Annotated in this window: 18 protein-coding genes; 11 read left to right on the forward strand and 7 right to left on the reverse strand. The window is 71.8% G+C overall.

Annotated features, from left to right (window positions below; translation table 11 throughout):
- The first annotated feature begins 33 nt into the window (after window positions 1-33).
- The 8 genes from AB0I59_RS11995 to AB0I59_RS12030 all read left to right on the forward strand — a co-directional run bounded on the left by AB0I59_RS11995 (window position 34) and on the right by AB0I59_RS12030 (window position 8,253).
- On the forward strand, window positions 34-1,491 hold the full coding sequence (locus AB0I59_RS11995; RefSeq protein ID WP_358132267.1) for an FAD-linked oxidase C-terminal domain-containing protein: 1,458 nt from the start codon (window positions 34-36) through the stop codon (window positions 1,489-1,491).
- On the forward strand, window positions 1,491-2,852 hold the full coding sequence (locus AB0I59_RS12000) for an FAD-binding oxidoreductase (RefSeq protein ID WP_061257587.1): 1,362 nt from the start codon (window positions 1,491-1,493) through the stop codon (window positions 2,850-2,852). Before AB0I59_RS11995 ends, AB0I59_RS12000 begins: the two co-directional genes overlap by 1 nt.
- A 1-nt stretch (window position 2,853) precedes the next feature.
- Entirely contained in the window at window positions 2,854-4,092 is a 1,239-nt protein-coding gene (locus AB0I59_RS12005) for a (Fe-S)-binding protein (RefSeq protein ID WP_358132269.1), read from the forward strand.
- 162 nt (window positions 4,093-4,254) lie between these two features.
- Window positions 4,255-4,989: an IclR family transcriptional regulator gene (locus AB0I59_RS12010; RefSeq protein ID WP_358132271.1), complete on the forward strand. Its 735-nt coding sequence runs from the start codon at window positions 4,255-4,257 to the stop codon at window positions 4,987-4,989.
- 38 nt (window positions 4,990-5,027) lie between these two features.
- Complete coding sequence (locus tag AB0I59_RS12015) at window positions 5,028-5,243, forward strand: DUF2277 domain-containing protein (protein WP_061257590.1); 216 nt, start codon at window positions 5,028-5,030, stop codon at window positions 5,241-5,243.
- Window positions 5,244-5,484: 241 nt separating this feature from the next.
- Entirely contained in the window at window positions 5,485-6,147 is a 663-nt protein-coding gene (locus AB0I59_RS12020; protein WP_061257591.1) for a hypothetical protein, read from the forward strand.
- 406 nt (window positions 6,148-6,553) lie between these two features.
- On the forward strand, window positions 6,554-7,189 hold the full coding sequence (locus AB0I59_RS12025) for an RNA polymerase sigma factor (RefSeq protein WP_358132274.1): 636 nt from the start codon (window positions 6,554-6,556) through the stop codon (window positions 7,187-7,189).
- A complete protein-coding gene (locus AB0I59_RS12030; protein WP_358132276.1) occupies window positions 7,186-8,253 on the forward strand; it encodes a CU044_5270 family protein in 1,068 nt (355 codons plus the stop codon). The genes AB0I59_RS12025 and AB0I59_RS12030 overlap by 4 nt, the downstream gene beginning before the upstream one ends.
- A 205-nt stretch (window positions 8,254-8,458) precedes the next feature.
- On the opposite strand, the gene AB0I59_RS12035 is transcribed toward AB0I59_RS12030, so the two are convergent.
- Together AB0I59_RS12035 and AB0I59_RS12040 are read right to left on the reverse strand one after the other, a co-directional pair.
- On the reverse strand, window positions 8,459-9,202 hold the full coding sequence (locus tag AB0I59_RS12035) for an HNH endonuclease family protein (protein ID WP_358132278.1): 744 nt from the start codon (window positions 9,200-9,202) through the stop codon (window positions 8,459-8,461).
- A gap of 324 nt (window positions 9,203-9,526) precedes the next feature.
- The gene (locus tag AB0I59_RS12040) at window positions 9,527-10,918 is read right to left on the reverse strand and encodes a benzoate/H(+) symporter BenE family transporter (protein WP_358132280.1); all 1,392 of its coding nucleotides are present in this window, start codon (window positions 10,916-10,918) and stop codon (window positions 9,527-9,529) included.
- Between the two features lie 86 nt (window positions 10,919-11,004).
- Here AB0I59_RS12040 and AB0I59_RS12045 point away from each other — a divergent pair, with 86 nt between their 5' ends.
- Window positions 11,005-11,712 (forward strand): helix-turn-helix domain-containing protein, encoded by a 708-nt coding sequence (locus tag AB0I59_RS12045; protein WP_358132282.1) that lies wholly within the window; start codon window positions 11,005-11,007, stop codon window positions 11,710-11,712.
- 86 nt (window positions 11,713-11,798) lie between these two features.
- On the opposite strand, the gene AB0I59_RS12050 is transcribed toward AB0I59_RS12045, so the two are convergent.
- The 3 genes from AB0I59_RS12050 to miaA all read right to left on the reverse strand — a co-directional run bounded on the left by AB0I59_RS12050 (window position 11,799) and on the right by miaA (window position 16,127).
- A complete protein-coding gene (locus AB0I59_RS12050; protein WP_358132284.1) occupies window positions 11,799-14,132 on the reverse strand; it encodes a tetratricopeptide repeat protein in 2,334 nt (777 codons plus the stop codon).
- A 32-nt stretch (window positions 14,133-14,164) separates the two neighbouring features.
- Window positions 14,165-14,983: a diaminopimelate epimerase gene (gene dapF / locus AB0I59_RS12055; RefSeq protein ID WP_358132286.1), complete on the reverse strand. Its 819-nt coding sequence runs from the start codon at window positions 14,981-14,983 to the stop codon at window positions 14,165-14,167.
- A gap of 160 nt (window positions 14,984-15,143) precedes the next feature.
- A complete protein-coding gene (miaA, locus tag AB0I59_RS12060; RefSeq protein ID WP_435830947.1) occupies window positions 15,144-16,127 on the reverse strand; it encodes a tRNA (adenosine(37)-N6)-dimethylallyltransferase MiaA in 984 nt (327 codons plus the stop codon).
- Here miaA and AB0I59_RS12065 point away from each other — a divergent pair.
- The gene (locus tag AB0I59_RS12065) at window positions 16,126-16,341 is read left to right on the forward strand and encodes a hypothetical protein (protein ID WP_061257596.1); all 216 of its coding nucleotides are present in this window, start codon (window positions 16,126-16,128) and stop codon (window positions 16,339-16,341) included. The genes miaA and AB0I59_RS12065 overlap by 2 nt on opposite strands.
- A 71-nt stretch (window positions 16,342-16,412) precedes the next feature.
- Here the strand turns inward: AB0I59_RS12065 and AB0I59_RS12070 are convergent, their stop codons facing one another.
- On the reverse strand, window positions 16,413-16,940 hold the full coding sequence (locus AB0I59_RS12070; RefSeq protein WP_061257597.1) for a methylated-DNA--[protein]-cysteine S-methyltransferase: 528 nt from the start codon (window positions 16,938-16,940) through the stop codon (window positions 16,413-16,415).
- 106 nt (window positions 16,941-17,046) lie between these two features.
- Between AB0I59_RS12070 and AB0I59_RS12075 the strand changes: the two genes are divergently transcribed.
- On the forward strand, window positions 17,047-17,970 hold the full coding sequence (locus tag AB0I59_RS12075) for a ribonuclease Z (RefSeq protein WP_358132289.1): 924 nt from the start codon (window positions 17,047-17,049) through the stop codon (window positions 17,968-17,970).
- Window positions 17,971-18,039: 69 nt separating this feature from the next.
- On the opposite strand, the gene AB0I59_RS12080 is transcribed toward AB0I59_RS12075, so the two are convergent.
- Entirely contained in the window at window positions 18,040-18,843 is an 804-nt protein-coding gene (locus tag AB0I59_RS12080) for a class III extradiol dioxygenase subunit B-like domain-containing protein (protein WP_358132291.1), read from the reverse strand.
- Between the last annotated feature and the right edge of the window lie 206 nt (window positions 18,844-19,049).

Genomic DNA, 19,049 nt, shown 5'->3' on the forward strand with positions numbered 1-19,049 from the left:
CGATGTCCGCTTTCGCGGTGATGGGATGGGCTTATGACTGATGCGGTTCTTACCCGATTGGCTGGTCTGTTCGGGGAACTGCTGCCGGCCGACGCGGTGATCACCGACCCCGTGCGGCTGCGGACGTACGACTGCGACGGGCTGACCTACCACCGGGCGACGCCGGGGATCGTCGTCCTTCCCGACACCGCCGAGCAGATCGCGGCCGTGGTCCGGCTGTGCGATGAGTACGGCGTGCCGTTCGTGGCACGGGGGTCGGGGACCGGCCTGTCCGGCGGCGCACTCCCCAGGACCGACGGCGTCCTGATCGTCACGTCCCGGATGCGGCGCATTCTGGAGATCGACCTGCAGAACCGGCGCGCGGTGGTCGAGCCGGGAGTCACCAACCTGGCGATCACCGAGGCGGTCCGCGACCAGGGGTACTACTACGCGCCCGACCCCTCCAGCCAGCAGATCTGCTCGATAGGCGGCAACGTCGCGGAGAACTCGGGCGGCGCCCACTGCCTGAAGTACGGGTTCACGGTCAACCACATCCTCGGACTGGAGATCGTCACTCCCGACGGGGAGATCGTGGAGCTGTCGGCCGATGACCCCGGCTACGACCTGCTGGGCGCGTTCATCGGCTCGGAGGGCACCCTCGGCATCGCCACCAAGATCACCGTACGGCTCTCGCGGATGCCGGAGGCGGTCACCACCCTGCTCGCGGCGTTCACGGGCATCGAGGCCGGCGGCCAGGCCGTATCCGCGATCATCGCGGCGGGCATCGTCCCGGCGGCCATCGAGATGATGGACGCGCTGGCCATCGAGGCGGCCGAGGCCGCCGTCAACTGCGCATACCCCCAGGGCGCGGGAGCCGTACTCATCGTGGAGCTGGACGGGCCGCACGCCGAGGTGGGGCACCAGTTCGCCGAGGTGGAGCGGATCTGCCGGGAGAGCGGCGCGTTCGAGATCAGGGTCGCGGCGTCCGCCGAGGAGCGGGCCGCCATCTGGAAGGGGCGCAAGTCCGCCTTCGCGGCCGTGGGCCGGATCAGCCCGGCGTACATCGTGCAGGACGGCGTGGTCCCCCGCACGGCGCTGCCGGAGGTGCTGGCCGGAATCGACCGCCTCCAGGAGGAGTACGGCATCCGTGTGGCCAACGTCTTCCACGCGGGGGACGGCAACCTGCACCCGCTGGTCCTGTTCGACGACGCGGTCCCCGGTCAGGGCGAGCGCGCCGAGGCGGTCAGCGGGCGGATCCTCGACCTGTGCATCGAGCACGGCGGATCGATCACCGGCGAGCACGGCGTGGGCGTCGATAAATCCCGATATATGCCGAAGATGTTCACAGAGGAAGACCTGGACACGATGCAACTCGTCCGCTGCGCCTTCGATCCGCGCGGCCTGTCCAACCCGGGCAAGGTCTTCCCGACACCGAGGTTGTGCGGCGAGGTGCCGGGCGTGCGCAAGGGCGTCCACCCCTTGGTCGAGTCCGGCCGGGCGGAGCAGTTCTGATGAACGACGACGCCGGCGCGGAAGAGGTGCTCACCGCAGCGCTCACCGACACGGGCGTGGCGATCCGGCCCGCGGGCCCGGACGACTCGGTCGCGGGGGTCCGGCCGCGATGGGTCGCCCTGCCCGAGGCCACCGAGGAGATCGCCGCCCTCATGCGGGTGACGTCCGCGCACGACCTCGCCGTCGTCACGACCGGCGCCGGGACGAAACTGCACTGGGGCCACCCCCCGGAGCGGTGCGACGTACTGATCGACACCTGCTGCCTGAACGAGATCCTGGAGCACGAGGCGGGTGACCTGGTGGTCCGCGTCCAGGCCGGGGTGCCGCTGGACGCGCTGGCACGGGCGCTCGCCGCGAAGGGGCAGGAACTCGCCATCGACGTCCCGCTGGAGGGCGGCACGGTCGGCGGCCTGCTCGCCACCGGGATCGCCGGTCCCCGCAGGTTCCGGTACGGCACCGCGCGCGATCTGATCATCGGGATCACCGTCGTCCTCGCGGACGGCACGATCGCCAAGGCGGGCGGCAAGGTCGTCAAGAACGTCGCGGGCTACGACCTGGGCAAGCTGTTCACCGGCTCGTACGGCACGCTCGGAGTGATCGCCGACGCCACGTTCCGGCTCCATCCCCTCCCCACGGCACGGGCGTGGGTGACCGCCACCTTCGACCGGCCCGTGACGGAGACGCAGGGCACGCGGGAGGACGAGAAGGGCGTCGCCTTCGACACCGCGTCCGTCGACGTGGCCGACGAGATCCGCGTGATCGTCCCGGCCGTCGCCGAGTCCCAGGCGGAGCCGAGCGCGATCGAGGTCGACTGGCCGGACGTGAACGGCCCCTGCGTGATCGCGGTCCTGGTCGAGGGGGCGGCCGCCGCCGAGCGCGCGCGGGCCGTACAGGACATGATGGGAGAGAAGGCGCAGGTGGCGGACGAGCCCCCGGAATGGTGGGGACGGCTCCCCGGACTCCCCGGACTCCCCGGTCCCGCTGACCGGGCGGGCGACGAGGGCGTCCTGCTGGAGTTCAGGAACGTGGCCTCCCGGCTTCCCGGAACGTTCGTCGGCCCCTTCTCCACCGCCGCGACGACGGGCACGCGCCCGGCCGTACGCGGGTCCCTGGCCTCGGGGGTGCTCCATGTCGCCCTCCCGCCGGGAACCGAGCCGGCCGCGGCCGCGGCGTTCGTCGGCGCGCTCCGCGCCGAATGCGAGGACGCGGGACGGGTCGTCGTGCTCACCGCGCCCGAGGAGGTCGCGCGGCGGGTGGACCGGTGGGGGCACGTCGGAGGGCTCACGCTCATGCGCCGGGTCAAGGACCGTTTCGACCCTGAACGCCGGATGTCTCCCGGCCGATTCGTGGGAGGGATCTGATGTGGACCCCGAGCTGATCAAGGATTGCGTGCACTGCGGGTTCTGCCTGCCCACCTGTCCGACGTACCTCCTGTGGGGAGAGGAGATGGACTCGCCCCGCGGCCGGATCCATCTCATGGCGCAGCACGTCGAGGGGACGCCGGTCACCGATGAGATGGCGGGCCACTTCGACGCCTGCCTCGGCTGCATGGCCTGCGTGACGGCCTGCCCGTCGGGCGTGCGGTACGACCGGCTCATCGAGGAGACCCGCGCCGTGGTGGAGCGGGAGCACGTACGCGCTCCCGAGGACCGCGCGATCAGGGGGCTGGTCTTCGCGTTGTTCCCCTACCGGCGGCGGCTGCGGGCGATGCGCCTGCCGATGCGCCTGGCGACGCGGATGCGGCCGTTCCTCGACCGGGTCCACCCGTCCCTCGGCGCCATGGCCGAGCTCGTTCCCCCACCCGCCCGGCCGGTACGGCTGCCGCCGCGCGTACACGCCCTGGGCCGACGCAGAGCCACCGTGGGGATGCTCACCGGATGCGTGCAGAGCCAGTTCTTCCCCCGGGTCAACGCGGCGACGGCGCGCGTGCTCGCGATGGAGGGCTGCGACGTGGTGATCCCGCCGCGCCAGGGATGCTGCGGAGCGCTGTCCCTGCATTCGGGCCGGGACGCCCGCCGGTTCGCCAAGCGCACGATCGCGATGTTCGAGCGGGCCGGGGTCGACACGGTCGTGGTGAACGTCGCCGGCTGCGGGTCGAGCATGAAGGAGTACGCCGAGGTGCTCAGGGACGAGCCGGAATGGGCGGAGCGGGCCGAGGCGCTGCGCGTGCGCGACCTCGCCGAGTACCTGGTCGAGCTGGGCCCGGTCGCGCGGCGCCATCCGTTGCCGGTTTCCGTGGCCTACCATGACGCGTGCCATCTGGCCCACGCTCAGGGGGTGCGGTCCCAACCGAGGGAACTGCTGCGCGGGATCCCCGGCCTGGAGCTCCGGGAGATCTCGGAGTCCGCCATCTGCTGCGGGTCGGCGGGGACCTATAACCTGTTCCAGCCGGGACCCGCCCGCGAACTGGGCGACCGCAAGGCCGGGCATGTCATGGCGACCGGCGCCGAGGTGCTGGTGTCCGCGAACCCCGGCTGTTCCATGCAGATCGCGGCCGCCGTACGGAGGTCGGGGAAGGGCGAGATGAGGGTGGCGCACACCGCCGAAGTGCTCGATGCCAGCCTGCGCGGGCTCGGCGCCCGTGCGCTGGGACGCGCATGATCGAGCGAATCGCGTTTCGCGCGGGTGCTCATTGCTCGTCCTCGACACGACCCGACTCCGAGCCGCCAGGCGAGGAGACGACATGAACGAGCGAAGCGAGCGAATCAGTAAGCACAGCGCGTTTCGCGAATGCGACTCCGAGCCGCCAGGCGAGGAGACGACATGAGCGTGCAGAGCGTCGATCGGGCGCTCGACGTGCTGGAGGCACTGGCCGATCATGGCGGCGAGGCCGGGTTGTCGGAGATCGCGGCCAGGACGGGCCTGCCGTACGGCACGATCCACCGGCTGCTCCAAACGCTGCTCGCGCGCGGTTACGTCCGGCAGGAGAGCGACCGCAGGTACGCCCTGGGCGGTGCCTTGGTACGCATCGGCGGAGCGGCCGAGCGGATGGTGGGCACGTGGGCGGAGCCCTACCTCGCCAAGATGGTCGAGTTGTCGGGCGAGACCGCGAACATGGCGGTGCTGGAGGGCGATTTCGTGGTGTACGTCGCCCAGGTGCCGTCGCCGCGCAGGTTGCGGATGTTCGCCGAGGTGGGGCGGCGGGTGCTCCCGCACAGCACGGCCGTGGGCAAGGTGCTGCTCGCCGACCGTCCGGACGCGGCGGCCATACTCGACCGGACCGGCCTGCCGCGCCGTACCGACCGGACGATCACCACGACGGACGACCTGCTGGCAGAGATCGGCCGGGTCCGCGACCGGGGTTACGCCCTGGACCTGGGCGAGGAGGAGAACGGCGTGCACTGTTTGGCTGTGCCGGTCCGCGCCGGCGGCCGAGTGCTGGCGGCGATGTCGGTGTCCGGCCCGGCTGAGCGGATCGACGCGCATGACCGTGAGGAGCTCGCCGCGTCCCTGCGCGCGGTCGCGGACGACTTCGGGGCGTCCGTGTTCGGCGCCTGACCCGCGCACCCGACCCGCGACCGAGGAGGATGGGGGGCATGTGCCGAAGCATCAAGACCCTGCGCCCTCCGTTCGCCGACGAGGTGACCGACGACGACATCCGGGCCGCCGCGCTGCAGTACGTCAGGAAGATCTCGGGGTTCCGCGCTCCCGCCGCCCACAACGCGGCCGCTTTCGAGCAGGCCGTCGAGGCGATCACGCGGGCCAGCGCCGACCTGCTCGCCTCGATCGAGGTTCGCGGGGCCAGGCCGTAGGCGCTGCTTCCTACGACGCCTTCGGCGCTGCCGGTCGGACGCCTTGGAGACGGCGGCTTTCCTCGTCGCTAGGGAGTCGCGCCTTACCCGCTCGCTCCGCTCGGCGGCCCCGAAACTGCGGGGCTTCGGAGCTGCGGGGCTTCGGAGCTGCGGGGCTTCGGAGTTCCTTGGGATCTTCGCGTGCGAGCCGCTCAGGTCGCGTACAAGCCGCCCCCAAGTCGTGCGGTCGAGACTGGGCCGCATGGGACTGTTTTCTAATTTCTTCCTGGTCCGGCGGCTTCGCAAGGGACCGACGCTTCTCCTTCCCTACGTCCCCGACACCGAGGCGGTGCTGAACACCGTACGGCTGCACGGTCCGGGGGCCAGGCCGTACGGCGACGGCCTGAAGGTCAGCGACAACGTATGGCTGCGCGGCCCGATCACGATGACGCCCGAGTTGGCGGCCAAGGCGGGCATCCCGGCCGGATGGCAGGTCGCCTACGTCGCGGCGAACATCGACGACGAGGAGGGCGGGGAGTACGACCGGCCCATGGCGGTCGCGGCGGGCCTGGCGGAGCGGTTGAACGGCCAGGTCCATCCTCACGCGCCCGACTCGCCCGCCGATCTGGCTGACGTCACCGGCGGGCGACGCGTTCCGGTCGCCGAGTTGGTCGAGCTGCTGGCCGATGAGCTCCCCGGCCTGACCGCCACGTCGGTGAATCCGGTGATCACCATGCTGACCAGCGAGCGAAGCCCGATCGAGATCCTGGTGGAGGAGGACGACGGCGAGGTGACGTACGAGATCTGCGTGGACGACGGCGTCCAGGGTCCCGATCTCGTCGGGACGGCCCGCCGGGCGGCCTTGGCGATCGCCGAGCGGGCCGGCGGGATCGCCAGGGACCACAACGGGTTCCTGATCCGATGAGCGGATCGGCCGCCGGAGACGGCCGGGGCACGCGCGGCCCGCGCTGAAGGCGCGGGGTGACCGGGACGCGCCGCGCATGCTGAAGACGAGGGCGACCGGGGCAGGGCTACGCCCGCTGAAGGCGCGGGGTGACCGGGACGCGCGGCGCGGGCGGAAAGCGGGGGCTGCCGAGCCCAGTCGGCGTCCGCCCCAAAAAAGGGAGAACAGACGTGGAACTCGATCCGGGCGTCCGGCGGAGGTAGGGGTGAGGGGCGCGCGGGCGCCCACTTAGCCCTATGGAAGGATCGATCCTTCTCATGCCGACCGAAGCTGGGGGCCCTCCCCCGACCCTCTCGCGCCCTTCGGGTTCCCCGAAGGCCCCGAGTTCCCCGAGCCCCCTGAGATCCTCCGTGGACGGACACGACGGGTGGTGAGTTCAGCGGCTCCACATCCCTGGGGCCTGTTCACCACCTCCGAGGCGGAGCCGAGCGGGCCCAGCGACGCCGGGCTGATCCGCGCATCGCTGGACCGGCCGGAGGAGTTCGCCGGGGTGTTCGACCGGCATTCCGACGAGATCCACGCCTACGTCGCGCGCCGTCTCGGCCCCGAGCTCGGCCAGGCCGACGACGTGACGGCGGAGACGTTCCTCATCGCCTTCCGCAAGCGGCACAGATACGACCTGACCCGGCCGGACGCCCGGCCGTGGCTGTACGGCATCGCGGGCAAGCTGATCTCCGGTCATCGCAGGTCCGAGGTGCGCAGGCTCAAGTCTTTCGCCAGGGCCGCGGGCGGCGCGGACGCGTCCGGCGCGGAACTCCACGAGGAGGAGCGCAGCGCCGAGCGTGCGAGTGCCGCCGCCATGCGCCCCGCGCTCGCCGCCGCCCTGGCGCGGCTGTCCGCGGCCGAGCGGGATCTGCTCCTGCTCGTCGCCTGGGCCGATCTCACGTACGAAGAGACGGCCGAAGCCCTCAAGATCCCCATCGGCACGGTCCGCTCCCGGTTGCACCGGATCAGGGCGAAGCTCCGCCGCCATCTCCACCTCTCCGAGGAGCCCGCCGCGTGAACGACGAAATCGACATGATCAAGCAGGCCCGGCCGGAAGTGACTCCGTACTCCGAGGGGGCCAAGCTGGCGGCCCGGCGTACCCTGACCGCCTCCGCCCCACCCAGGCGCAGGCCGTACGGCATCGCGCTCGTGGGGGCCCTCGCGGTCGCGGCGGCGAGCGTCGTCGCGGTCGCCACGCTCTTCCCCGGTGCGGGCGCCGACGACGCGCCGACGGTCGCCGTGGGAACGGCGAGCGCGGGCACCGGCGAGCGGGCCGCGATCACGCTGCCGAGGATCGCGAAGATGTCTGCGGAGGAGGTGCTGGGCCGGGCCGCCCGAGCGGTGACCGACCTGCGGCCGGGTGACGACCAGTTCATCAGGGTCACATCGCAGACGATGTACGGCGCGATACGGATGGGCGCGAACGTCAAGACCGGCGAGTCGATCGAGGAGAGCCGCTACCTCTACCGCTCCAAGCGGACGATCTGGCTCTCGGCCGACGGCACGAGGGACGGCGCCCTGAAGATCGAATACCTGGAGCCCCGGGCATACCCTGGCTGGCCGATCCCGAAGGAGGCCTACGACGAGCAGGGCACCGAATGGAACAGGCTGCCGGTCTGCGGGAACGTGTCGGAAACCGCGTACACCTCGCTGAAGAAACTGCCGGGCGACGCCGAAGGGATGCGCGCCCACCTCTACGCCAGGGATAACGGGGACAATTCGCCGGACGCCGGGGCGTGGACCGCCGTCGGCGACCTGCTCCGGGAGACCTACCTACCCGCCGAGCAGCGCGCCGCGCTGTTCAAGGCCGCGGCGACGATTCCCGGCGTCACCGTGACCGAGGACGCCGAGGACGCGGCGGGACGCAAGGGCATCGGCGTAGGGCGTGAGTCGCTCGGCATCCGTGAGGACATCATCTTCAACCCGGAGACCTACGAACTCCTGGGTGAGCGGGGCATCGTGGTGGACGAGAAGGAGGCCAAGGCGCCGCTCGGCAGCCTGGTCGCCTCAACGGCCCAGCTGACGATCTCCGTCGACGACAAGGCACCCCGGGTCGACGACCCGCACGCCGGCTGCGGCTGATCTTCCGCCTCCGCCGCCGGTTCACGAGGACCCGCTCTCCCAGGCCATAAGGGCGGGTCCTCGTCGCGTTCTGGGACAGGCGCACCGGCGTGACGACCTGACCCCGGTTCGCGAAGGGGTCACGCGCACCGGCATGACCAGCCGAACCGGTTCGCGAAGAGGCCAGGCGCACCGGCATGACCACCGGACCACGCCTGGCGGAAGGTCAGGCGCACTGCTCCAGCATGGTCGACTTGTCCTCCTCGGTCACCGGGAGCTCGTACTTCAGCGCGACCTGGGCGAACCGGACGGCGTACGAGCAGCGGATCTCGTTGACCGGCGGAAGCCAGTCGGCGGGGCCCGAGTCGCTCTTGGAGGAGTTCATCGGCCCGTCCACGGGCAGCAGGTTGAGCGGATCGTTGGCGATCTGCTTCCGCTTGGCGTCGCTCCACCGGGACGCGCCCATCTGCCAGTCGTAGGAGAGCGGCATGACGTGGTCGATCTGGATCTCGGCGGCCTTCTCCTTGCGCCATTCGATGGTCTTGCCGGTGTACGGGTCGTCCAGGGTCATGGAGACGAGGATGCAGGTCGATCCATCGCGGTATTTCAGCTTCTGGCCGTCCCGCCGGAGCAGGTCGTTGCGGGTGTCGCAGCCGTTGCGCCCGAAGGGGACGTCGTCCACGCTGTCGGCCCACGCGTACCCGAACTTGTCCCGGTCGTAGCCGGTCTTCGTCCCGCGCTTCTTGGTGGGGACCTTCTCGATGAGCTCGCGGGCCTTCGCCTTCTCCTTGGCCGCCGTGATCGGCGCGAGTCCCGGCCTGGTCCCGTCGGGGTTCTCCAGCGGGCTGGCCCCGCGCCCGCCTCCGCCGGACTTCGACGTCGCCTTCGGCGACGCGCTCTTGGCGAGGTGATCGACTCCGATGTCCTGCGCGTCCAGCGGCCCGCATCCCGCCAGTACGGCTACCGCCATAGAGAAACCGAGGATCGCCCTGGATCCACGTGCACGCATCGCCACCCCTAGGTAAAGAAATTACATACCTAGGTATAGCAAAGCCCCAAGAAATAGTAATTATCGGCAAATGTCAGGTTTTGGAGTCAAGCCGCCCGGATCCCGACACAAGGGGCACAGCGTCACGAGTGGTGACAGGGTTCCCAAGTCCCGACGGCGGCCACGCGCTCCTCGACCTCAGCGGTCCGCGGCCGTGGCCCTATCGGCGGTCATGCCGCGCTCCACGGCCTTCGCGTGCGGGGGGCGTCTCACCGCCTGGCGGACGGCACGGGATCCCACCGGCGCTCAGGAGCCGTGGGCGCCGCCGGTGCCAGCCACCGGGGACGGCGGCGCCGCAGGAGTTGCGGACGGCGCACCTGTCACGGAGGGCGTGGATGGCATGGAAGTCGCGGAGGGCATGGGCGTCGCCGGCGGCGTGGAAGTCGCGGAGGGCATGGGCGTCGCCGGCGGCGTGGAAGTCGCTGCGGAAGTCGCGGGTGGCGTGGAAGTCGCGGAGACCGCCGCCTTGGAGCGGCCTCGCAGGCCGCCGGACAGCGCGCGGAACGCCAACCCGGCCACGAGCCCCCAGAACGCGGCCCCGATGCCGAACGGGGCGACCCCCGAGGCGGTCACCACGAACGTGACCACCGCCGCGTCACGCTGCCGCTCGTCCGCGACGGCGGCCTGGACCGCCGAGCCGAGCGTGGCCAGCAGCGCCAGCCCCGCGACGGTCTCGATGAGCAGCGGCGGGGACGACGCGATCAACGACACGGTCAGCCCGATGGACAGGCCGAGCACGATGTAGACGACGCCGCCCGTGACCGACGCGATCCAGCGCCGGTCCCTGTCGGGGTGGGCGTCGGGGCCGGCGGCCAGCGCCGTGGTGATCGCCGCGAGGTTGACGGCGTGCCCGCCGAAGGGGGCCACGGCCATCGTGGCGAGCCCCGTCGTCGTCAGGATCGGCCGGAGCCTCGGGTGGTATCCGTAGGTCGCCAGCATGCTCATCCCGGCCACGTTCTGCGAGGCCATCGTGACGATGAACAGCGGGATCGCGATGCCGATCAGGGCGCCGGCCGAGAAGGAGGGCGTCTCGACGGTCACCGCCGGCCACAGTCCCGCGCCGTGCTCCGCTCTCGGCTGGGTGAGCAGGATGACGGCGATCGTGACGAGCAGCGCCCCCGGCACGGCCCATCTCCGCGCGAAGCGGAACAGCACCGCCCAGGCGACGACGATCGGTATCGCGGGCCCGGGGAACCGTACGACCGCCTGGACGGGGGCCAGGCACAGCGGCAGCAGCACCCCGGCGAGCATGGCACCGGCCAGCGGGGCGGGGATGGCGTGCAGCAGGCGGCTGAACCGGTCGGACAGCCCGGCCAGGACGAACAGCAGGCCGGTGACGGCGAACGCGCCCAGGGCCGCACGGTAGTCGGCCCGGTCGCCGGCGCCCTCCGACCCGACCGACACCAGCAGCGCGGCTCCCGGCGTGGACCAGGCGACGCTCATCGGCATCCGGTAGCGCAGGCCCAGCCCGATCCCGAGCGCGCCCATCGCGAGGCACAGCACCAGCAGCCCGGACGTGGCCTGCGCCTGATCGGCGCCGACGGCCCGCAGCCCTGCCAGCACCACGGCGAACGAGCTGGCGAAGCCCACGATCGCGAGCACCACTCCGGCCAGGATCGGCTGCAGCACGCGTCCCATCACGAACTCCGTTCGTTCCGTATATGGAACAGCAGTCTAGGGCCCGTCGTTCCACAAACGGAACAGTCCGGCACGATACTGGTCACATGAGGGAGCACTCCGCGGCGTTCGCTGCCGAGGTCGGGCAGCGCATCCGGCGGCTGCGCGCGCAACGCGGGCTGTCGCTGTCGGAGCTGGCCCTGCGGGCAGGCGTCGGCAAGGCCACGCTGTCCGGGCTGGAGGCCGGGACCCGCAATCCGACCGTCGAGACCCTGTACGCGATCACCGCCCAGCTCGACGTCCCGCTCGCGGCCGTGCTCACCGACATGCTCACCGAGTCCGGCGTGCCGTCCGGCCATGACGTGCCGCCCGACCATGCTGTGCCATCCGGCCATGCTGTGCGGTTCGACCATGCTGTGCGGTCCGATCCCGACGTACGGCCGGAGCGGCCGGAACCACCCGAGATCATCCACGGGTCCGCCGTCTCCGCCGCGCTCCTGGAGACCTTCGTGGACGGGCTCGTCACGACCGAGCTCTACCGGCTGCGGATCAGGCCGGGTCGGGTGCAGGTCTCCCCCGCCCACCCTCTCGGCGCCGTGGAGTTCCTCACCGTCTTCACCGGCACCGCCCGGGTCGGCCCGCTCGACCGTCCCATCGTGATCCCGGCCGGAGGCCACGCGAGCTGGGTGTCCGACGTACCGCACATGTACGCCGCGCAGACCGGCGAGGACGTGCACGCCTCCCTCGTCATCCGCCACACCGCCTCACGAACGGGCGGAGCGACGGCGAAGGGCGCCCGCACCGATCCGATCTGACCGGCAGGGACGCCCCTCGCGTGCTTCAGGACCGCGGCGAGGTCACGGAGACGCCGTCACCGGCCGCCGTGACCTCCCGCGAGCCGTCAGAGGCCGTACTCCTTGGAGATGCGCTCGTGCCGCTCGACCTCGACGCCGACCTCGCGGGCCAGGTCCAGCCAGGCGAGCGGGTGCACCCACTGCTCGGTCGCGTCGTCGAGCGTGGCGTCCAGCTCCGCGGCGCTCACCGTCGGAGGCGCGGCGATCCAGCCGAACACTCCGGGCAGCTGCTCGCCGGTCCCGGGGTGCGTCACCTGGTAGTTCTCGTCGCTGTAGACCCACATGGGCCAGCCGCGCTCGGCGAGCAGCTCGTTGAACTCGGTCCACTCCTCCTCGGAGGGGGCCGCGCCGTCGAAGAACCAGCTCGTGTATCCGCCGGGACGCAGCATCGACACACCCGCGAAGGGGATGACGAAGCTCTCGCGCTCCTGCGGGTCCTCCGGAACCGGCTCCAGCGGACGCGGGTCGATCACGACCACATCCCCCGCGTTGTACTCCATGCCGCGCGGCTGCGGGATCGCCAGGCGCGCCGTGGCCGGACCGGTCCGTACGGCGAGCACCTCCCGCTGGCTGCCGTCGGGCGAGGGGAGGATGGCGCGGATCAGGTGCCACTCCTCCTCGATCGGCCCTTCCTCGGACTGGATCGGCATGCCGAGCTTGGCGGCGGCGGCGCGGACCGTGACCCAGTCCTCGGCGGCGGTGGCCAGGACGATGATGCGCCAGATGTCCTCTTCCTCGGCGTCGCCGGTGTCGAGGAGCGGCCGCATGATCTCGGCGCCCTTGGCGTTGTCGCCGAGCTGCTGCACGGCGCCCGACCAGAGCCGGCGCCCCTCCAGTGCGGACCCCGCGGCGACGGCCTTCTCGGCCTCGGCCGCGGTCTCCTCCCAGCGCTCGCGGGCACGGTGCAGCCGGGCGAGGGCGAGGTGGGAGTGCCGCTCCGGCAGGAGTGCGGCGAACCGCTCGACGCGCTCGTCCTGGTTCGCCTCGATGAGGAGGCCGGTGAGGTAGGCGATGTCCTCGTCACCTGCGGTGGCGGGGTCACCGTCCTCGACGATCAGCTTCCAGTAGATGTCGGCGCCCGTCCCGGCGTATCCCAGGAAGCCGAGCGTGGTGGCGTGGCGGCGGGTGGCCTCCAGCTCCGTGCCGGACACCGGCCAGAGCCAGCCCACCCACCGCTCCGGGTCGGCCGTACGGCCGTCGGCGGCGTCGAAGTAGGCGACCAGCTCGTCCTGCGGTCCGGGCGGGGGCAGGACGGGAGCGGCGTCGGCGGCGGCGCGCAGCGCGGCGATGCGCTCCGGGAGGCCGTCGGTGTTCCTGAGGTCGGCCAGCGCCGCCTCGGCCAGGTCGGCGAGCAGCCGGGCCTGCCACTGTCCCTGGCGGGCGACGGCCAGGTCGCCGGCCGCCAGCGCGAGCTCGACCCGGGCACGGTGCCCGCCCATCGTCTCGAAGTACGCGAGCCACTGCCGCAGCACCCGTCCGAGCTGCCAGCTGTTGGAGATCGAACCGCCGCCGGCCAGCTTCGCGACCGTCTGCGCCCACTCCACCCACTCACGCGGGTGCTCACCGACCACGTCGAGATCGGGAAGGGCCTCGACGGCCTCGTCCATGCGCTCGAGGCCGACCAGCACGACAGTGCGCAGCAGCGCCTCCCGGCGCGCCTTGGCCACCGGGTCGTCCGGCTTGAAGTCCGCCGCCGCGTCCAGCGCGGTCAGGGCGGCGTCGGCGCGCCCGTCGGCGAGCAGCGCCCGCGCGGAGACCGCGCCCAGCTCCCAGCTCGCCTCCCGGCCCGCCGCGCGCAGCCGGTCGACCGCGGCCTCGGCGTACGCGACCGCCTCGGCGGCCTTGCCCGCGTCCAGCAACGCGGCGACGTACTGGGTGGTGAGCCCCGGGAAGGCGAGGGAGTCCGGCTCGACGTCACCGAGCGCGGCGCCGAGGGCGGCCAGCCGCTCGTCGGCGTATCCGGGGCCGTCCGTGTTCGCCTGGGCGATCGCCAGGGCCTCGACCGCGGCGGACGCGGCCGGGCAGTCGCGCACGTCGTCTCGCTGGGAGAACTCGACGAGCTGCCGCGCGTCGTCCAGCGCGACCGCGCCGTTCGCCCGGTCGCCCACCCGGCCGATCATGTGCCAGTAGCGGGCGAAGAGCTCGAGCCACGGCTTGCCGAGCACCTCCGCCTGCTGGGCGATGGCCGGGGCGACGACGTCGAGCTGCCCGTACCGCCCTTCGAGGGCCTGCGCGGGGACGTCACCCAGCGCCACGGCCAGACCGGCGTTGCCGGCTTCGTGCAGTTCCCTCTGGGTGCCGCCGACCCAGGCCCAGATGTCCACGTCCATGGGCAGCCAGTCTGCCAGCTCACCGAGCATGCCCCAAACGCCGCGAGCCATGTCTTAACCGGCGTTGGGGAAACCCGTCACGATCAGCCGTCCAGAACGGCGGGCCAGTCTCCCGACGCGACCAGGACGGCCGGGCCGGCGAGATAGCTGGTCTCCTCGTCGAGCGTGACGGTCACGGTGCCGCCGAGCACGTGGACGGCCCAGGTACCGGTGCTCCGTCCGGCGGCGTGGGCCGCGGCCACCGCGGTCGCGACCGCCCCGGTGCCGCAGGAACGGGTCTCCCCCGACCCGCGCTCGTGGACCCGCATCGAGACGGCGTGATCGGCCACCGGATTGATCAACTCGATGTTGACGCCGTCGGGATAGACCTCGCGGTCGAACCCGGGCTGCGCGGTCAGGTCGAGCCCCGCCACGGGGTCGTCGATCAGGCAGGCCAGGTGGGGGTTGCCCATATTCACGTTCAGGCCGTGGTACTCGCGGCCGTTCACCGTGGTCCGGCTCGCGCCCAGCACGCGGGGCCTGCCCATGTCCACGGTGACGTCCCCCTCGGACGCCAGCCGTACCCGCTTGACCCCGCCACGGGTGGCGACGCCGAACTCGCCCGGCGCGGCGAGCCCGGACGCGACGAGGTAGCGGGCGAAGACCCGCACGCCGTTGCCGCACATCTCGGCCACGCTGCCGTCGGCGTTGCGGTAGTCCATGAACCACTCGGCCATGGACGCCTGGTCGGCCACCTCGGGGCACAGCTTCGTGCGGACGACACGCAGCACGCCGTCGCCGCCGATCCCCGCGCGGCGGTCGCACAGCGCGGCGACGGCCGCCGGCCCGAGATCGAGCGCCCCGTCCGGATCCGGAAGGATGACGAAGTCGTTCTCGGTGCCATGTCCCTTGACGAACCGCATAGCAGCGAATTTTAGTCGCAACGGCCTTCCGGAACCGCCGCCGGCAAGCTCGCCGGGCATGGGTCCGGCCACTCGGGACGGCCGCTCGGGACGGCCACTCGGGACGGCCACTCATCGGCCGTGGCCGCCCCGGCACCGTCCTCTCCCGACGCCGAGGCGGCTACGGCGTGACCAGGGCGAGCGCACGATCGGTCAGGTCGGGGGCGTCGAAGGGCAGCCACACGACCCGCGGATCGCGGCGGAACCACGACTCCTGGCGGCGGGCGAACCGGCGGGTGGCCCGGATCGTCTCGTCCTTGGCCTGCTCCTCCGTCCACTCTCCGCCGAGGAAGCGCAGGACCTGGGCGTAGCCGAGCGCGCGACTCGCCGTACGGCCCTCGGCCAGGCCGAGGTCCGCGAGCCGCCGCACCTCGTCGACGAGACCGGCGTTCCACATGCGGTCGACGCGGAGGGCGATCCGCTCGTCGAGCACCGGCCTCGGGACCTCCACCCCGATCTGCACGCTGTCGTAGACGGAGTCGTACGACGGCATGGTGGCCGAGAAGGGCCGCCCGGACAGCTCGATCACCTCAAGGGCCCGGACGATCCGGCGGCCGTTGCTCGCCAGGATCTGGGCCGCGGCCACCGGATCCTCCCTGCTGAGCCTCTCGTAGAGGGGCGCGGGGCCCGTCTCGGCCAGTTCCTTCTCCAGCCGGTCACGGATCGCCGGATCGGTCCCCGGGAACTCCAGGTCGTCCAGGGCCGCCCGGACGTAGAGCCCGGACCCTCCGGCGAGGATCGGAACCCGGCCCTCGGACCTGAGCCGGTCGATCAGCGACCGGACCAGTCGCTGGTATTCCGCGACGCTGGCCGTACGCGTCACCGGCCAGATGTCCAGCAGGTGGTGGGGCACGCCCCTGCGTTCGGAAACGGTCAGCTTCGCCGTCCCGACGTCCATTCCTTGGTAAAGCTGCATCGAGTCGGTGTTGATCACTTCGCCGCCCAGCCGCAGTGCCAGATCGACGGCCAGATCGGATTTCCCGGCCGCCGTGGCACCCACGACGGCGATAACAGGTAGTCGCCCCACAACGGTAAGTCTCTCAACTCCTGGGTAAGGGGGAGCCGTACGATGCCTGGTCGCATCGAATCGGGGTGAAGTCACGATGTCGATCATCGACAAGGTCAAGGAAATGATCAGCAGCACGGCAGAGAAGCTGCAGAACATCCCGAAGCAGCGTCACGCGAGGAGCCAGGAGACCATGGGCGACGTGACAGGCCGAGGGCGCGACACTTTCGAAGGCACCGAGGGCAGGCTCGGCGAGGACACCGGCAGGAGGCCGGAGAGTCCCGGCGGAACCGGCGGGCCTGAACCCCGCTGACTCCCGCCGGGGCTGATGCCCCGGCGGCCAAGGTGAAGGTGCCGCTCCGGATGCCCCGGAGCGGCACCCGCTCACAGATCCCAGTCGAGCGTGGGTGGCAGGTGACCCTCGAGGGTCAGCAGCCAGCGCTTGGACTCCACGCCCTCGCCGCCGCTGAACCCGCCGAGGCCGTTGCCCGCGACGACCCGGTGACAGGGCACGATGATCGGTATCGGGTTGCTGCCCATGATCGATCCGATGCCCCGGGCGGGCACACCGGTGCCGCTCCTGGCGGCCAGTTCGCCATAGGTCACCACCCGCCCGTACGGCACGGTGGTGTAGAGCGTGCCCAGCACCTGCCGCTGCAACGTGGACATCAGCCGCCAGTCGACCGCGACGCCGAACTCCCGCAGCTCACCGGCGAAGTAGGCCGCGAGCTCCCCGCGTGCGGACGCCGTACGGGAAGGGTCGTCGGCGACGGCCATCTTCAGCCGCTCGGTGATGCGCGCCCGCGCGGCGGGGCTGTCCTGGAAGGACATGGCGGCGACGCCGTCCTCCGTCACGGCCGCGAGCACGTCACCGAGCTTCGTCGGAACGCTGGCGAAGGCGACTGTATCCATGCGTCCATTCTTCCGGGTCCGTCCCGCTCCGCGACCACCGTCGCGCCCGGGAGGCTCGCGACGGCCGCGAATGTCGCGGCGTCAGGGCGAGGCGTTAGGTTGAGGCGTGCATCGCGAACTCATCGTCCTCGGGACCGCCAGCGCCGTACCGACACGGCACCGCAACCACAACGGTTACCTGCTGCGCTGGGACGGCGAGGGTTTCCTGTTCGATCCCGGCGAGGGAACCCAGCGGCAGATGCTGCACGCGGGAGTGGGCGCGCACGACATCACCTGGATCTGCGTCACGCACTTCCACGGCGATCACTGCCTCGGCGTTCCCGGTGTCGTCCAGCGGATCGCCAGGGACCGGGTCGGCCACACCGTCCACGCCGCCTACCCCGCGAGCGGGGAGACGTACTGGCAGCGGCTGCGCCACGCCTCGGCCTTCGCCGACACCTCGGTCATCAAGGCCCGGCCGGTGTCCGGCGAGATCATGCACCTGCCCGCGGGTCCGGTCACGCTCACCGCCCGGCCGCTCTCCCACCCCGTCGCGTCGTACGGCTACCGCGTGGACGAACCCGCCGGGCGGCGCATGTTGCCGAGCGAACTCTCCAGGCGTGGAGTGAGCGGCTCCCTGATCGGGGAGCTGCAGCGGCAGGGCACGGTGACCGCGCCCGACGGCTCGACCGTCCATCTCGCCGACTGCAGCCTCCCGCGCCCGGGACAGAGCGCCGCGTTCGTCATGGACACCCGGCTCTGCGACGAGGTGTTCGCCCTGGCCGAAGGGGTCGACATGCTCGTGATCGAGTCCACGTTCCTGTCCGCCGAGTCGGCTCTGGCCACCGAGTACGGCCATCTCACGGCGGCCCAGGCAGGCAAGGTGGCGGCCGAGTGCGGCGTGCGCCGTCTCGTCCTGGCCCATTTCTCGGAGCGGTACGCGGAGGCCGACGAGCAGCGCTTCCTCGACGAGGCGGCCGCGGCGTTCGCCGGCGAGATCGTCGTCGCCCGTGACCTCATGCGGATCCCCGTGCCCAAGCGGGAGACCTGATCGGGCGGCCCCGCGACGTCCGTTCCAGCCGCTTCGCCTGGGCAGTGCCACGGGATCAGCCGGCGGGTTCTACTCAGCGGTCCACCGCGCCACGAAGTAGCCGACGCCGTAGGGCGCGTCCTGGTAGAGCAGCTCGCCACGCATTCCGCCTTCCGTGTCGCCCCGTACGCCGTCGGGCAGAGCCGCTTCGGGCGAACGAGGTCGCGGAGGCTCGGCCGGCGAGGTGGAACGATCGCCCGCCGCGGCGGCGAGAACCTGGAAGACGGCCCGTCCGGCCACCCACAGTTCCTCGGCCTCCGCCCGGTCGAGTGCGGCGAGCCGGTCCGTCCGGGCGTTCCCTATCGCGTCCGCCAGCATCTCGTCGTACGGCGCCGCCGCGGGATGCAGGTATCCCGGGGATTTCTCGGTCAGCCGCGCCGATCCGTCGCCCATGGCCAGGACCGCGACCCGGCTGCCCGCCCGGGAGATCCGCAGGCCGAGCGCCGCGCACTCCTCGGATGGCGCGTCGAAGGCGACCGCCTCGAAACCGACGGGGACGGCGGTCTCGGACAACCCCGAGTGGTCGAGCACCCAGCGCCCGACGGTGAGCGACAAGGGAAGGACGGGCTCGCCCCGGCCCACGCGAACGTCCACGCCCCATGGCCGGAACGTCCCGGCGGCGTCACCGGGAAAAGAGGCGCTCCTGGCCGCACCGCCGAGGACGACCAGCAGATCGGGCCCGGATCGCACGAGCGAATCGGGCCCGGATCGCACGAGCGAACGGACGGCCTCCGCGCACGCCGTACGAAGCGGATCGAGCTCGGATGCGGCCGAGCCGGCGAGCTCGGGGACGATCAGTGGCGGATGCGGGCATACCGCGGCGGCGACGAGCACCGCACCAGGCTATCCGTCGTGCCTCCGGACACCGTTCCCCACCGAAGCCACCCCGCTCCGCGAGGCCCGCGCCCCTGGCGGGGACCACGAACCTTCCCCGGGACGAGCGAAGCCGGAGCCCTGTGCCCTCCCTCCATCAGAACCTCCCGAGGGGACCGCCGCTATCAGGCGACGGGGAAATCAGGAGCGGGAGAGACGTCGAGGCC

It is taken from the genome of Microtetraspora glauca (assembly GCF_040656155.1).
Taxonomy (GTDB): domain Bacteria; phylum Actinomycetota; class Actinomycetes; order Streptosporangiales; family Streptosporangiaceae; genus Microtetraspora; species Microtetraspora glauca.

Excerpts from the sequence above, each read along its gene's own strand:
- AB0I59_RS11995 (WP_358132267.1), top strand. The coding sequence starts at position 34 with ATGACTGATGCGGTTCTTACCCGATTGGCTGGTCTGTTCGGGGAACTG.
- AB0I59_RS12020 (WP_061257591.1), top strand. The coding sequence starts at position 5,485 with ATGGGACTGTTTTCTAATTTCTTCCTGGTCCGGCGGCTTCGCAAGGGA.
- AB0I59_RS12035 (WP_358132278.1), bottom strand. The coding sequence starts at position 9,202 with ATGGCGGTAGCCGTACTGGCGGGATGCGGGCCGCTGGACGCGCAGGAC.
- AB0I59_RS12050 (WP_358132284.1), bottom strand. The coding sequence starts at position 14,132 with ATGGCTCGCGGCGTTTGGGGCATGCTCGGTGAGCTGGCAGACTGGCTG.
- AB0I59_RS12045 (WP_358132282.1), top strand. The coding sequence starts at position 11,005 with ATGAGGGAGCACTCCGCGGCGTTCGCTGCCGAGGTCGGGCAGCGCATC.
- AB0I59_RS12000 (WP_061257587.1), top strand. The coding sequence starts at position 1,491 with ATGAACGACGACGCCGGCGCGGAAGAGGTGCTCACCGCAGCGCTCACC.
- AB0I59_RS12070 (WP_061257597.1), bottom strand. The coding sequence starts at position 16,940 with ATGGATACAGTCGCCTTCGCCAGCGTTCCGACGAAGCTCGGTGACGTG.
- AB0I59_RS12065 (WP_061257596.1), top strand. The coding sequence starts at position 16,126 with ATGTCGATCATCGACAAGGTCAAGGAAATGATCAGCAGCACGGCAGAG.
- AB0I59_RS12040 (WP_358132280.1), bottom strand. The coding sequence starts at position 10,918 with ATGGGACGCGTGCTGCAGCCGATCCTGGCCGGAGTGGTGCTCGCGATC.
- AB0I59_RS12010 (WP_358132271.1), top strand. The coding sequence starts at position 4,255 with ATGAGCGTGCAGAGCGTCGATCGGGCGCTCGACGTGCTGGAGGCACTG.
- AB0I59_RS12015 (WP_061257590.1), top strand. The coding sequence starts at position 5,028 with ATGTGCCGAAGCATCAAGACCCTGCGCCCTCCGTTCGCCGACGAGGTG.
- dapF (WP_358132286.1), bottom strand. The coding sequence starts at position 14,983 with ATGCGGTTCGTCAAGGGACATGGCACCGAGAACGACTTCGTCATCCTT.